Below are 13,314 nucleotides of genomic sequence, written 5' to 3'. Positions count from 1 at the left end.
ACGCCGGCACTTCGATCGCGGCGTCGGTTGACCGGGGCAGACCGCGGCCATGGAACTCGGGGCAAGGCAGTGCTGGCCGGGGCAGGCTCCGGACGCGGCCCGGCCGAACTGACTACGGACCCGGGAAAGACGGATGGCGCAATGGCCATTTGCCGACAAAGGCCACCGGTGACAGCAGTCTTCCGTAACCGATGATCTTTCACGTTTGACGGGCTGTCGCGCGGGGAAATGGAGCGCCGTCCATGGTGGACTGACGAACGGGGATACAAGTGAAGACAGGTGTGGCCTGCCTCGCCACGGTGGGGCTCGTCGTCGCGCTGACGCCGGGGGTCGCCTCGGCCGCCAGCAGCGGGACTTTTCTGCCGGTGCGCTACCTGAACACCGGCTCGACCGAGACCAACGCGGTGGCGGTGGCCGACGTGACCGGGGACGGGCGGCCCGACATCCTGGCCGGGCTCGGGCCCGCCGACAACACGCAGACCAGCGCGCTGCTCGTGTTCGCCCAGCGGGCCGACCGCACCTACGGCGCGCCGACCCGCCTGGCTGGGCACGGCACTTATCACGACGTACGCCTGGCCACCGGCGACCTCGACGGCGACGGACGCACCGACGTGGCCATGGCCACCTCGAAGGGCGTCGACGTCTTCTACCAGCGCAGCGGCAAGCTGGCCGCCCCTGTCCTGGTTCCCGGCACCGCCGAGGACGTGGCAATCGCCGACATCAACGCCGACGGCCGCCGCGATCTGATCGTGAGCGCGGGCATCGGTCAGGTGCGCGTGCACCACCAGACGACGACCAAGACGTTCCCGGCCTCGGTCACGCTCACCGCCCCGGTGCCCGACGTCACCCCGTTCGACCAGGTCTTCGTGGCCGACTTCAACGCCGACGGACGGCTCGACGTGGCCCAGTCGTACGGATCCGGCGCGTGGGTGCGCCTGCGGCAGGCCAACGGCTCGTACGCGGCGGCCACCACCTACCGCGGCTCGGGCAGCCTCACCATGGCCGCGGCGGTCGGCGACGTCACCGGCGACAGGAAGGCCGATCTGGTGCTGAGCGTGATGGAGAACCAGCCCGGGGCCGCGGTCAACGTGTTCGCCCAGCGGGCCGGCGGGCTGAACCCGGCCCCCACGGTGTATCCGGCGTACGACTGCCCGGTCGGCCTGGCCATCGGCGACCTCACCGGTGACGGCCGCAACGACCTGGTCGCGGCCCACTTCAACTGGCTGGCGGCCAGCGTCTACCTGCAGCAGTCGACGGGACGCCTCGGCATCTACACAGCCAACCAGGTCGACGGCGTCGGCAACCAGGCCGACGCCCTGGCCATCGCCGACGTCACCGGCGACGGCAAGCCCGACGTCCTCAGCGTCGCCTACACCAAGCTCGCGATCCTGCAGCAGCGCTGACCCACCCCGACTCGGTTCCGGCCGGGCGGCAGTGCTGACCCACTGTTGCCCGGCCTTGACCATCCGGCAGCACTGACCTCACCGCGACTCGGTCTTCCCGCGGCTGCTCGATCGCTCGAGCGCAGCTTGCGGTCGTTGTCGCGGGTGGCGACCGATCTCCCGGGCCTGCCGTCGCCGCCGCACGCGACCACACCTGTCAGCAGGCCACGCGCTGGAGCGGACGACGTTCAGGGCACTGTGATCCCCGTCTTCGCCACCAGACGTTCCGAGGCCGCCATGAAGGCGGTCACCCGGTCGGGCGTCAGGACCGGCGAAGCGGGGATCGCGGCGCCCTTGCGGTTGAACATCGTGCCGCTGGGCGCGTCGGTCGAGAGCAGCGGCAGCACCCGGTCCGCGTACACGCTCGGCTTGGTGTAGATCGGAGCCAGCGCCGCCTCCATGAGCCGGTAGCGCCACGATCCCTCGCCGAACAGGTTGCTCCGGATGCCGGACTTCACGAATCCCGGGTTGAGCCCGAAGACATCGAGATGCGGGTAGCGGCGGGCGGCGTCGAGCACGAGCGCCTCGTTGGCGGCGACGGTGTTCATGTGCACGGCCATCGCTTTGTATGACCGTTCGGCATTCAGGTCAGTCGGATAGCCGGCCTGACCCTTGCCGGGGAAGCCCATGACGAAGACCTTGCCCCGCTCGAGCCGGTCGGCCAGGCCGCGCAGGATCACGAACCGGCTCAGATAGCTGACGGCCATGTCGGCCTCGATGCCCTCGGCCGTCTCTTGTCGCTGCGGCGCCGCGATGATGCCGGTCGTGAACACCACCGCGTCCAGCGCAGTCGGCAGTTCCCCGGCCAGCCGGGCCGCCTCTCGCATCGAGCTCAGGTCGGCCCGCACGAATTCGAGCCCCGGGACGTCGGCGTCCCGGAAGGTGCGGCCCACGACCAGCACGTGCCGGCCCTGAGCGGCCAGAGCCCGGCTCATCGCCTGCCCGATGCCCGCGGTGCCTCCGATGACTGCGACGCTGCCCATGACGGACCTCCAATAGTTGACTCACTAGATGGTTGAGCGAGTCACGCATTAAGAACGTAGGCCGAGATGCGTGACTGAGTCAACTATTGATTTGGTCGAGTATTCTGGCCGTCATGCCGAACACGGAGGCGCGGTTCGCCGAGGCGAGCCGGTTGTCGCAGTTGCTCATCACCATCGCCGAGGAGGCCAAGGCCGACTTCGTGGCCACGGTGGGCGAGTTCGGTCTGCCCGTGCCGCTGGCCCGCGTGCTGGTGCTGCTGTCGACACCTTCGCCGATGCGCGACCTGGCCGACCAGCTGCACTGCGACCGGTCCTACATCACGGGACTGGCCGACCAGCTCGAGGAGCGCGGCCTGATCAGCCGCGAGCCCGGCACCGACCGCCGCATCAAGCTGCTGGCCCTCACCGACGCCGGCGAGGTCATGCGCGACCAGATCTCCACCGCGGTCGCCGAACGCAACATGATCCTGCGCCGCCTCACCGACGCCGAACGGCGCACCCTCGCCCCCCTGCTCGAACGCCTGCAGGGTGACTCCGACGCCACCTGCACGCCGTAGACGGGGTCAGTCCAACGCACCACCAGCACCCGCCGCGTCGACCGGGCCGGCGCCGAGAAGGCGACGTGCCGCCGACGCACAGGCGACCAGCCGGCCGGAGTGCTGACCCCCACGGCCTCAGCGCATCGCCGATTCTCGAGCGCTCAGCTGACCGGGAGGATGGCACCCCGGTGAGGTTCCGGAGCTGCCCCCAGCAAGGCCAAGCAGGCTGCTCCCCGTGAGCCTCGGCGCGATCGCGCGACTGCCCCGCCTGCCGCCCGCAAGGCTCGGCACACCGGCGCAGCTGACTCGCGGGTGACGGGTAACCGTCCGCGACGGTCAGCGCAGCGAGGCCGTCGACTCGCGGGGACGAGCCGGTCGGCCGTGCAGGTCAACGCAGCGAGGCCGTCGACTCGCGAGTGACGAGTCTGCCGGGGAACTTTTCGATGCCGGAGCCCAGTGTGCCGCCGATCGCCGCGAACAGGCGCTGGGCCGCCACTCGGCCCAGTTGTTCCAGGTTCAAGTCGACGGTGGTCAGCGGCGGCCGGGCGTTGGCGGCCAGGATGGTCCAGTTGTCGTAGCCGACCACGGCCACCTGCCCCGGCACGTCGAGCCGTTCCTCGTGCAGCACGTCGACCACCCCCCGGGCGATCTCGTCCGAGCCCGCGAAGATGGCGTCCACGTCCGGGCACCGCTCGAGCAGCATCCGCGTCGCGCCCCTCCCCCACGCCTCGGACCACATGCCGAACCACACCTCGCCACCCGCCACCGAAAGGCCCTCCTGCGCGAGCCGGTCGAGCGCCCCGCGCGCCCTGTCCTGAGCCGCCCCATAGGTCGCATCCCCCGTGATGTGCGCGATCTTCCGCCGCCCGCAGCGGATCAGGTGGTCGACCGCCAGCCGGCCACCGCCTTCGTTGTCGCTCACCAGGGACAGGTCGGCCGGGTCGTCCGACGGCGCGTACGCGTAAATGACCGGCACCGGCAGGTCGCGCCCGAGCGACGGCCGGCTGTCCGGCCGCGCCCCCACCACGATCAGCCCGTCGACCCGGCGCGACAGCAGCGCCCGCAGATGATGCTTCTCGCGGATGCTGTCGCCGCGCGCGTCGCACAGGAAGACCGACGTCTGGTCGGTGCCGAACGCGTCCTCGGCGCCCATCAGGATGGGGATCGAGAAGCGACCCTCCAGGTCGGACGTCAGCAGCCCGACCGTGCCGGTGCGCTGGGTGATCAGCGCTTGGGCGTGGGTGTTGGGCGAGAAGTCCAACTGGGACGCCGCCTGCATCACCTTCTCCCGGGTGGACGCCCGCACCTGGGGCTGGCCGTTGAGGGCCTTGGACGCGGTCGCGACGGACACCCCGGCCAGCCGGGCCACGTCGCGCAGGGTCGCTCGCTCCAACTCGATTCCTCCCGGGACGAGAACACTCTTGACAGCAAAATAGCCGTAGGTTTACGTTCCTGAAAACCTTTTCGGCAGTTGAGCTCCCGGCCTAGGAACCGGCTTGAGCTGCACCGACAAGCTGCCACCTTACTCCCCGTGAATCGCCGGACCGAAAACGGAGGAGCACCTTGAGCATTCGCAGAGCGGTGGCCGTGATAACGATCGCGGGCCTGCTTGCCTCGGCCGCGGCTTGCGGCGGGGACGACGACAGCGCCACCGGTGGCGGCGACATCACCGCCGAGGGCGTCGACGACGGCTCGGAACTGACCCTCTGGACCCGCGCCCCGCTGGAACTCCAGGCCAAGGCGCTGGTCGATGCCTACAACAAGAGCCACAAGAACCAGGTCAAACTCACCGTCACCCCCAACGACGACTACGTGGCCAAGGTGGGTGCGGCGGCCGGCAGCGGCGGCCTGCCCGACCTGTTCGCGGCCGACATCGTCTATGTGCCGAACTGGACGAAGGCCGGCCTGTTCGCCGACCTGACCGAACCGATCAAGCTGCTGCCGTACGCCGACAAGATCAACCAGGGTCACCTGACCGCGGGCACGTTCGAGGACAAGAAGTACGTGCTCCCGTTCATCCTCGATCTGTCGGTGATCTTCTACAACAAGAAGCTGTACAAGGAGGCCGGCCTCGACCCCGAGAAGGGCCCGACCACGATCGACGAGTTCAAGGACCAGGCGCTGGCCATCCAGAAACTCGGCAAGAAGGACGTGTACGGCACCTACTTCGGCGGCAACTGCGGTGGCTGCAACGTTTTCACATGGTTCCCGATGGTGTGGGCCAGCGGGCAGGAGGTGATGAACCCCGAGGGCACGCAGTCGCTGATGGACGGCACCGCGGCCCAGAAGGTCTACAGCACCTGGCGTGAGCTGCAGGAGGCGGGCGCGATCGCTCCCGGGGCCAAGGACGAGACGGGCGCGACCTGGGTCGCCGGTTTCCAGGAGGGCAAGGTCGGCGTGATGCCGTACCCGGCCACCCTGCTGTCGACCGCGGCCAAGACCGTCGATGTCGGCGTCGTCGGAATCCCGGGTGTCGACGGGGGCGCCTCGACGTTCGTGGGCGGCGACGGCATCGGCATCTCCAAGGACTCGAAGAAGAACCAGCAGGCCTGGAACTTCCTGGCCTGGCTGAGCTCCGAGGCGGCCCAGGTCGACGTGATCGCCGCGACCGGCAGCACGGTCTCGCGCACCGATCTGGTCGACAACCAGTACAGCCAGAAGGATCCGCGGGTCGCGACCGTCAACAAGGTGGCGGCGGCGCCGCAGAGCAAGACACCGGTGTCGGTCAACTTCCAGCAGGCTTTCAACGCCCCGGGCAGTCCCTGGATGACCCTGGTCCGCAATCAGGTCTACGGCGACGCCGGCGGCCTGGCCAAGGACAATACCGCGCTCACCGACACCCTGGCTCAATAGTGACGAAGGCGAAGGCGTACGCCGGTTGGGCGTACGCCACCCCTACCGCCCTGTTCGTGCTCGTGTTCTTCGTCCTGCCGATCCTGCTGGTCGGCCGGATGTCGGTCTCGGACTGGGGTCTGTTCGCCGGCAACCGGGGCTGGAACGCGCCCGAGAACTTCACCGCCGCCGTCGACAACCGGCTGTTCTGGCCGGCCGTCTGGTTCACCCTGAAATACACAGTGGTGACCACGGTGATCCTTCTCGGGCTCGCTCTGGGCCTGGCCCTGCTGGTGCAGGAGTCGTCGCGGTGGACCGGCTTTCTGCGTACGTCGTTCCTCGTGCCCTCCGCCCTCGGGCTGGCCTCGGCGTCGCTGTTGTTCTACGCGCTCTACTCGCCGCAGGCGAGCCCGTTCCCGGGGCAGATCTCGTTCCTGGGCACGCCGTGGTCGGCCCTGTGGTCGACCGTGGCACTCATCGTGTGGCGGTTCGCCGGCTTCTACATGCTGTTGTTGCTCGTCGGCCTCAACAGCATCCCGGGCGATGTGTACGAGGCCGCGCGGCTCGACGGCGCCGGTCGGTGGCAGACCTTCCGGCACGTCACGCTGCCGCTGCTGCGCCCGTCGCTGGCCCTGTGCACGATCCTGTGCGTCACGGGCTCGCTGCTCGCCTTCGACCAGTTCTACATCCTCACCAAGGGCGGCCCCGACAACAGCACGGTCACCATCGTGCAGCTCGTCTACAACGTGGCCTTCCAGGGGCAGAACAACCTCGGCCGGGCGGCCGCACTGTCCATCGTGGTCCTGGCGGCTCTGCTCATCGTCAACATGCTGCAGTTCCGCGGTCTGCGCGGTAAGGAGCGCTGACCCTTGAAGAACCTAGTGCGTACGCCGCAGCACGTGCTCACCGGCGGCCTGGCCATCGTTTTCCTGTTCCCGCTGGTGTGGGCGGCCCTGGCCTCGGTCTCCCCGCAGGCCGGCACCCAGCAGACCGACGGCTGGGGGTTCGGCAACTACGCGACACTGGCCAACTATCAGGCCGGTGTCTGGCAGTACATCCTGAACTCCACGGCCATCTCGCTCCTGACGGTGGCGTTCACGTTGTTCGCCTCGGTCACCGGCGGGTACGCGTTCGCCAACTTCCGCTTCCCCGGCCGCAACGCCCTGTTCCTGGTAACGCTGGCCATCCTCATGGTCCCGTACGCGACCCTGCTGATTCCCCTCTACGTCCTGCTGAACAGCCTCGGCCTGCAGAACTCGCTGGTCGGGCTGGCGCTCGTGCTGTCCATGTTCCAGTTGCCGTTCGCGACGTTCATGATGCGCATCTCGTTCGAGGCGGTGCCGAACGAGCTGCGCGAGGCGGCGCTCATCGACGGCTGCGGGTCGTTGCGCGCGCTGCTGCGTGTCCTGCTGCCCGCGACCCGGCCCGGGCTCATCACCGTGGGCCTGTTCGCCTTCCTGGCCGCCTGGAACGACTTCATCACGCCACTCGTGCTGATCAGCGACTCCGACAAGATGCCGCTGCCGCTGGCCGTGGCCAACCTGCGCGGCCAGGTGATGGGCATCGTCGACTACGGCGCCACCGAGGCCGGCGTGGTCGTGCTGGCGCTGCCCTGCATCGTGCTCTTCCTCGCCTTGCAACGGCACTACGTCCGCGGCTTCATGTCCGGCGCTCTCAAAGGGTGATGCTCATGACCGTCTCCACTCCCGTCGTGCCCAGCCGGGGCCGCCTGCGCCCGCTCGGCCTCAGCGAGGTCAGCCTGCGCGCACCCGGCTTCTGGGCCCACCGACAGCAGGTCAACGGGTCGGCCACGCTCGACCACATCGAACGATGGCTGGAAAGGGCGGGCTGGCTCGGCAATTTCGACGGCGGCCCCCGCCAGGGCCGCGAATTCTCCGACACCGAGGTCTACAAGTTCCTGGAGGCGCTGGCCTGGGAGTACGGCCGCACCCGGGACCCGGCCATCGACGCCCGCTTCCGGGCCGTCGCGGCCCGGGTCGCGGCCGCGCAGGAACCGGACGGCTACCTCAATACCAACTTCGGGCGACCGGGTCAGCAGCCGCGTTACAGCGATCTGGAGTGGGGGCACGAGCTTTATTCGTACGGGCATCTGATCCAGGCCGCCGTGGCCCGAGCCCGCACCTACGGCCACGACGAGTTCGTCGCCGTCGCCGTCCGCGCGGCCGACCACCTGTGCGACGTGTTCGGGCCGGGCGGCATCGAGTCGGTGTGCGGCCACGCCGAGGTCGAGCCGGCCCTGGTCGAGCTGTACCGGGTGACCGGCAACCCGCGCTACCTGGAACAGGCGCGGCTGTTCGTGGAGCGGCGCGGGCACCACGTCCTGTCCGACATCGAGTTCGGCCGGGCCTATTTCCAGGACGACATGCCCGTACGGGAAGCGACTGTTCTTCGCGGCCATGCCGTGCGGGCCATGTATCTGGCCGCGGGCACGGTCGATGTGGCCATCGAGACCGACGACGACGAGCTGCTGGCGGCGGTGGCCCGGCAGTGGCGCGCGACGATGGCCCGGCGCGTCTATCTGACCGGCGGCGTGGGCGCGCGCCACCAGGACGAGGCGTTCGGTGATGACTTCGTGCTGCCGCCCGATCGCGCGTACTCGGAGACGTGCGCCAGTGTCGGGTCGGTCATGCTGGCCTGGCGGCTGCTGCTGGCGTACGGGGACGCGCGTTACGCCGACCTCATCGAGCGCACGCTGTTCAACGTGATCGCCACATCGCCCTCCGACGACGGCACGCGCTTCTTCTACACGAACACCCTGCACCAGCGGACGCTCGGCACAGTGCCGCCGCCCGACGAGATCGTGCCGCGGGCGTCGTCGAACCTGCGCGCGCCCTGGTTCACGGTGTCGTGCTGCCCGACCAACATCTCGCGGACGTTCGCCGGCCTCGCCGCCTATCTGGCCACCGCCGACGACGACGGGATCCAGCTGCACCAGTACGCCGCCGCGTCGCTCCAGGTGGGCGACGTGGCCCTGGACATCGACACCGACTATCCGGTCAGCGGGCGCATCGCGGTGCATGTCCGCCGCTCCCCCGGGCGCCCGTGGACGCTGACCCTGCGCGTCCCGGCCTGGGCCACCGGCGCGACGCTCGACGGCGAGCCGGTCGAGCCGGGCTGGGCCCGGCTGCGCCGCCGCTTCGCCGAGGGCGAGACGATCGTGCTCTCCCTGCCCGTCCAGCCCCGGCTGACCTACCCTGACCCGCGGGTCGACGCCATCCGCGGGTGTGCGGCGGTCGAGCGCGGCCCGGTCGTCTACTGCGCCGAGTCGTCCGGGCCGTCGGTCGACACGTTCCGCCTCGACGCCGGGCAGCCGCTGACCGACGACGGCGCCGGGGGCATCACGGCCCAGTGCCACATCGTCGATCCGCCCGACGACGACTGGCCGTACCTGGCCGACCGCCCCGACCCGCCGTTCGAGAAGGCGCCGGTCACGCTGCGCCCGTATCACGACTGGGCCTCGCGGGGCCCGTCGACGATGCGCGTCTGGCTGCCCCTGGCTTAGCCAGGCCGGTCTCGTAGGCGACGATCACGGCCTGCACCCGGTCGCGCAGGCCCAGCTTGCCGAGCAGGCGCTTCATGTGGGTCTTGACCGTGGACTCCTCGACGAACAGGGCGGCGGCGATCTCGGCGTTGGAAAGACCGCGCGCGACCAGGTCGAGGACGTCGCGTTCGCGGGCGGTCAGGGTGCGCAGCCGCCGGGTCGCGGCCGGGTCCGGGGGCTCGGCCGCGGCCATGCGGTCGATGACCGTACGGGTGACCGACGGGGACAGCAGCGAGTCACCGGCCGCGATCGTGTGGACGGCCTCGATCAGGCGTTCGGGGCGGGTGCGCTTGAGCAGGAAGCCCGACGCGCCCGCGGCCAGCGCCCCGAAGACGTAGTCGTCGTCCTCGAACGTGGTCAGGATCAGCACCCGGGTCGCGGGCGCGGCCTCGCTCAGCTCGGCGGTGGCGGCGATGCCGTCGCGGTGCGGCATCCGGACGTCCATGAGCACCACGTCGGGCCCGAGCTCGCGGGCCCGGGCCACCGCCTCGTGGCCGTCCGCCGCCTCGCCGACCACCGTGATGGTGTCGTCGCTGGAGAGCACGGCCCGCAGCCCGGCCCGCATGAGATCGTCGTCGTCGACGATCAGCACGGTCGTCACGTCGCCGCCGCGGCGTACGGCAGCCGGGCGCTCAACCGGAACGTGCCGGCCTCCCCGGCCGCGGCCTCCAGCGTGCCGTCCAGCAGCGAGGCCCGCTCGCGCATGCCGACGATCCCGAGCCCGCCCCCGGACCGCCCGGGCCCGCCGACCGGGTTGCTGACCTCGATGTCGACGGCGGCCGGCCCGTACGACATCCGCACGTCGGCCGAGCCCGACCCGTGCCGGGCGGCGTTGGTCAGCGCCTCCTGCAGGATCCGGTAGGCCGCCCAGGCCACGCCGCTGGGCAGCCCGCGCCGGGCCCCGTGGAACGTGGCCGACACGTCGAGGCCGCTCGCCCGGTGCCGGTCGACCAGCTCCTCGAGCGCGGCCGTGTCGGCCGGCGCCGGGTCGGCCGGCTCGTCGCCCTCGCGCAGCGCCCGCACCAGCCGGTCGATGTCGGCCACCGTGCTGTACGCGACCTCCTCGATCGTCTCGATGGCCCGCAGCGACCGGTCGGCGTCCTGCCGGTGCAGCAGCCGGGCCGCGCCGGCTTGGACCAGGATCACGTTGATCGCGTGCCCGGCCGAGTCGTGCAGCTCGCGGGCGATCCGGGTGCGTTCCTCGGCCGCGGCCAGCCGGCGCTGGGCGGCCAGGTCCTGCTCGCGCAGCCGGGCGTGCTCCTCGAGCTCGGCGATCCGCTGGCGGCGCAGATGGGCGTGGTCGCCGGCGATCCAGACCAGCGCGAACATGGCCACCCAGGCGAACAGCCCGGGCGTCATGGCCAGCAGCGAGTGCCCCTCGGCGGCCATCAGGGTCATCGCCACCGGTAGGTAGTTGGCCACGGCAACCGCCGACCACAGGCGCCGGAACGGGTCGCCGCCGACCGCTTCCGCCAGCACATAGGTCGCGATCAACGGCCCCGGCGGCACGTCGAGGCCGTAGTCGAGGGCGAGCAGGGTGAGGGTGGCCACCGCTGTCGCGCCCCAGGCGAAGGCGGGAGACCGGCGGGCCACCAGCAGCGGCGCGATCGAGACCAGGGCCAGCAGGACACCGGCGACGTCGAGCTCGCGATAGCCGGGCTCGGCCGCGCCCAGGCCGCCCTCGTGCAGCATTCCCAGCGTGAAGACGCCGGCCACCAGCACCACACCGATGTCGACCACGTCCCGGCCGCGCGCTCCCACGCTGATCCTCACCCGGCCAGCGTACGGAGGCCGGGCGCACCCAGCCTCCCCCTCAGGGGGTATGCCGGGAACCCACCCCGGAGCGATTCGCCGGGGCGGCCGGTCCGCTTAGCGTCGCTTCCCGTTGCCGCTCACGGGGAGGAACCATGTTCGTACGGCTGGCTGTCTGGTCCGACCGGCACCGCTGGAAGGCGTTGCTGCTGTGGGTGCTGATCCTGGCCGGGGTCACCGTCGGCGCCCGCCTGGCCGGCAGCGACTTCCGCAACGACTTCACGCTGCCCGGCGCGGAATCCCAGCAAGCGCAGGAGCTGCTCGGCTCGCGGGGCGGGGGCACGCTGCAGGTGGTCTACCGCGACCCGGCCGGCCTGTCGGGCCTCGAGGCGCCGGCCGGAATCCGGGCGCTGCCGCACGTGACCGGCGTGACGGAGCCGACCGTCTCGGCCGACGGCACGATCGCGTACGCCACGGTGACGCTGGACGTCCCGGCCGAGTCCATGCCGGCCGAGGCCACCCGCCGCATCATCGACACCGCCCGCGCGACCGGCGGCCCGGGCCGCACAGTGGAGGTCGGCGGCGACGCCGCGCGGGCCGCCGAGGAGGCCGAGGGCGGGGCGGCCGAGGGCGCGGGCCTGCTGGCCGCGCTGGTGATCCTGGTCCTGCTGTTCGGGTCGCTGCTCGCGGCCAGCCTGCCCATCATCATCGCGCTGTTCGCCGTGGGCACCGCCATCGGCCTGGTCACGCTGGCCTCGCACGTGGCCACGGTGGCCGACTTCACCACGCCGCTGCTGATCCTGGTCGGGCTCGGGGTGGGCATCGACTACGCGCTGCTCGTCTTCTCGCGGTTCCGGGGCGAGCTGGCGGCCGGCGCCGACCGCGCCGCGGCCACGCGCACGGCGCTCGACACGGCCGGGCGCACGGTCTTCTTCGCGGGCACGACCGTCATCGTGGCGCTGCTCGGCCTCGTCCTGCTGGGCCTGGGCGCCCTGCAGGGTGTCGCCGTCGCGTTGGCCGTCACCGTGCTGGTGACGATGCTGGCCGCGCTGGTGCTGCTGCCGGCGCTGCTCGGGTTGTTCGGGGCCCGGCTGGAACGGTCGGCGGCCAAGCGGCGACGCGCGGAGGGCCGGTTGTGGCGCCGCTGGAGCGACGCGGTGGCCCGCCGACCGTGGCCGGCCGTGCTGCTGCCGTTCCTGGCCCTGGCCGCGCTGACGGTTCCGGTGCTGGACATGCGGCTCGGTTTCGCCGACGCGGGCACCGACGACCCGGGCAAGACCAGCACCCGGGCGTACGAGCTGCTGGCCCGGGGCTTCGGGCCCGGTGTCAACGGTCCGCTCGTGGTCGTGGTGCCCGACGCGGCGGCGGTGGAGTCCGTGCGTCGGACCGTGGCCGGGACCCCCGGCGTCGCCTCGGTGACGGATCCGATGCGGAGGCCGGGAGATGACCTCACGACCCTGATCGCGATCCCCGCCTCAGCGCCGCAGGACGAGGCGACGGCGGACCTGGTCACCAGCCTGCGGGGCGCCCTGGGCGGCGCCGCACTCGTCGGTGGCCCCACGGCGGCGGTCCTCGACGTCTCGGCCGCGCTCTCGGATCGGCTGCCCGTCTTCGTGACGGTGGTCGTCGGACTGTCGGCTCTCCTGCTGCTGATGCTGTTCCGCTCGGTGCTGATCCCGCTCAAGGCGGCCGTGCTCAACCTGCTCAGCGTCGGCGCAGCCATGGGCGTGGTCGTGCTGGTCTTCCAGAACGGGGCCTTCGGCGTTCCGCCCGGCCCGATCGAGGCGTACGTGCCAGTGATGATCTTCGCGATCGTGTTCGGCCTGTCCATGGACTACGAGGTCTTCCTGCTGGCCCGCATGCACGAGGAGTGGGAGCGCAGCCGGGACGCCGCCGGCGCGATCCGCGAGGGACTGGCCACCACGGCCCGGGTGGTGACCGCCGCGGCCGCCATCATGGTCGTGGTCTTCGGCGCCTTCCTGCTCTCGCCCGACCGCATGCTGCAGCAGTTCGGCCTGGGCCTGGCCACCGCTGTCCTGATTGACGCCGTAGTCATCCGGTGCCTGCTGCTGCCGGCCGCCATGCATCTGTTCGGCGCCCGCGCGTGGTGGCTTCCGGCCGGTGTGGCCCGGCGCCTCCCCCGGCTCGCCCTGGAGCACCGATGAGGTCACTCTTCTCTCGGCGTATACTCTCGGCGTATAGTC

At 71.0% G+C, this 13,314-nt stretch carries 11 protein-coding genes; 7 read left to right on the top strand and 4 right to left on the bottom strand.

The window, feature by feature from the left end; all coding sequences use genetic code 11:
* Positions 1-269 precede the first annotated feature (269 nt).
* Positions 270-1,403 (top strand): FG-GAP repeat domain-containing protein, encoded by a 1,134-nt coding sequence (locus tag M1L60_RS01465; RefSeq protein ID WP_253235393.1) that lies wholly within the window; start codon positions 270-272, stop codon positions 1,401-1,403.
* A 227-nt stretch (positions 1,404-1,630) separates the two neighbouring features.
* On the opposite strand, the gene M1L60_RS01460 is transcribed toward M1L60_RS01465, so the two are convergent.
* The gene (locus M1L60_RS01460) at positions 1,631-2,425 is read right to left on the bottom strand and encodes an SDR family NAD(P)-dependent oxidoreductase (RefSeq protein WP_253235392.1); all 795 of its coding nucleotides are present in this window, start codon (positions 2,423-2,425) and stop codon (positions 1,631-1,633) included.
* Between the two features lie 113 nt (positions 2,426-2,538).
* Here M1L60_RS01460 and M1L60_RS01455 point away from each other — a divergent pair, with 113 nt between their 5' ends.
* The gene (locus M1L60_RS01455) at positions 2,539-2,982 is read left to right on the top strand and encodes a MarR family winged helix-turn-helix transcriptional regulator (RefSeq protein ID WP_253235391.1); all 444 of its coding nucleotides are present in this window, start codon (positions 2,539-2,541) and stop codon (positions 2,980-2,982) included.
* A 370-nt stretch (positions 2,983-3,352) separates the two neighbouring features.
* Here the strand turns inward: M1L60_RS01455 and M1L60_RS01450 are convergent, their stop codons facing one another.
* On the bottom strand, positions 3,353-4,357 hold the full coding sequence (locus tag M1L60_RS01450) for a LacI family DNA-binding transcriptional regulator (protein ID WP_253235390.1): 1,005 nt from the start codon (positions 4,355-4,357) through the stop codon (positions 3,353-3,355).
* A 170-nt stretch (positions 4,358-4,527) separates the two neighbouring features.
* Here M1L60_RS01450 and M1L60_RS01445 point away from each other — a divergent pair, with 170 nt between their 5' ends.
* The 4 genes from M1L60_RS01445 to M1L60_RS01430 are packed head-to-tail and all read left to right on the top strand — an operon-like array spanning position 4,528 to position 9,319.
* Positions 4,528-5,817 carry an ABC transporter substrate-binding protein gene (locus M1L60_RS01445; RefSeq protein WP_253235389.1) on the top strand — a complete coding sequence of 430 codons (1,290 nt, stop codon included), beginning with the start codon at positions 4,528-4,530 and terminating at the stop codon, positions 5,815-5,817.
* Positions 5,817-6,662, top strand: a complete 846-nt coding sequence (locus tag M1L60_RS01440) for a carbohydrate ABC transporter permease (RefSeq protein ID WP_253235388.1) — start codon at positions 5,817-5,819, stop codon at positions 6,660-6,662. The genes M1L60_RS01445 and M1L60_RS01440 overlap by 1 nt, the downstream gene beginning before the upstream one ends.
* A 3-nt stretch (positions 6,663-6,665) precedes the next feature.
* Positions 6,666-7,481: a carbohydrate ABC transporter permease gene (locus M1L60_RS01435; RefSeq protein WP_253235387.1), complete on the top strand. Its 816-nt coding sequence runs from the start codon at positions 6,666-6,668 to the stop codon at positions 7,479-7,481.
* 5 nt (positions 7,482-7,486) lie between these two features.
* Positions 7,487-9,319 carry a glycoside hydrolase family 127 protein gene (locus M1L60_RS01430; RefSeq protein WP_253235386.1) on the top strand — a complete coding sequence of 611 codons (1,833 nt, stop codon included), beginning with the start codon at positions 7,487-7,489 and terminating at the stop codon, positions 9,317-9,319.
* On the opposite strand, the gene M1L60_RS01425 is transcribed toward M1L60_RS01430, so the two are convergent.
* On the bottom strand, positions 9,246-9,959 hold the full coding sequence (locus tag M1L60_RS01425) for a response regulator (RefSeq protein WP_308208407.1): 714 nt from the start codon (positions 9,957-9,959) through the stop codon (positions 9,246-9,248). The two genes, M1L60_RS01430 and M1L60_RS01425, sit on opposite strands and share 74 nt — an antisense overlap.
* Complete coding sequence (locus tag M1L60_RS47660; protein WP_253235385.1) at positions 9,956-11,131, bottom strand: sensor histidine kinase; 1,176 nt, start codon at positions 11,129-11,131, stop codon at positions 9,956-9,958. Before M1L60_RS47660 ends, M1L60_RS01425 begins: the two co-directional genes overlap by 4 nt.
* Positions 11,132-11,265: 134 nt before the next feature.
* Between M1L60_RS47660 and M1L60_RS01415 the strand changes: the two genes are divergently transcribed.
* The gene (locus M1L60_RS01415) at positions 11,266-13,275 is read left to right on the top strand and encodes an MMPL family transporter (RefSeq protein WP_253235384.1); all 2,010 of its coding nucleotides are present in this window, start codon (positions 11,266-11,268) and stop codon (positions 13,273-13,275) included.
* Positions 13,276-13,314: the final 39 nt, after the last annotated feature.

Source organism: Paractinoplanes aksuensis (assembly GCF_024137025.1).
Classification (GTDB): Bacteria; Actinomycetota; Actinomycetes; order Mycobacteriales; family Micromonosporaceae; genus Actinoplanes; species Actinoplanes aksuensis.
This window is presented reverse-complemented; position numbering and strand designations above follow the sequence as displayed.

Bases quoted from the DNA above. Each gene is read 5' to 3' on its own strand.
- M1L60_RS01460 (WP_253235392.1), bottom strand. From the start codon at position 2,425: ATGGGCAGCGTCGCAGTCATCGGAGGCACCGCGGGCATCGGGCAGGCG.
- M1L60_RS01455 (WP_253235391.1), top strand. From the start codon at position 2,539: ATGCCGAACACGGAGGCGCGGTTCGCCGAGGCGAGCCGGTTGTCGCAG.
- M1L60_RS01430 (WP_253235386.1), top strand. From the start codon at position 7,487: ATGACCGTCTCCACTCCCGTCGTGCCCAGCCGGGGCCGCCTGCGCCCG.
- M1L60_RS01415 (WP_253235384.1), top strand. From the start codon at position 11,266: ATGTTCGTACGGCTGGCTGTCTGGTCCGACCGGCACCGCTGGAAGGCG.